At 45.0% G+C, this 407-nt stretch carries 1 protein-coding gene; it reads right to left on the bottom strand.

Annotated elements, in window-relative coordinates; all coding sequences use genetic code 11:
• A partial coding sequence (locus C1E99_RS14000; RefSeq protein WP_153060292.1) for a class I SAM-dependent RNA methyltransferase occupies window positions 1-407 on the bottom strand: 407 nt, incomplete at both ends.

Here is a 407-nt window from a genome sequence, read left to right on the forward strand (position 1 = left end):
GATACATAAACCATTTTAGCTGGTTTGTAATCCAAAATGGTTTTGAGGAGCTTTTCGTCGAGTCCAGTCCGTGGAGGATCAACTACCAAGGCATCGGCCCTGTAGCCTTCTTGGTACCACTTTGGAATGATTTCTTCTGCTTTACCTGCCTCATAGTGGGTATTGGATAGTCCCATTCGCTTAGCGTTTGCTTTAGCATCCTCGATGGCTTCTGGAATAATGTCCATACCTCGAACAGATTTGACCTTTTTAGCAAAGGCGAAGCCGATTGTGCCCACGCCACAGTAGGCATCAATCAAGTCTTCATCTCCTGAAATATCCAAAGCCTTGACGGCCTCGCCATAGAGAATTTCTGTTTGTTGGGGATTTAATTGGTAAAATGCCCGTGGAGATAGTGAGAATTCGTA

The sequence above is a fragment of the Streptococcus suis genome (assembly GCF_002964045.1).
In the GTDB taxonomy this organism is placed as follows: domain Bacteria; phylum Bacillota; class Bacilli; order Lactobacillales; family Streptococcaceae; genus Streptococcus; species Streptococcus suis_U.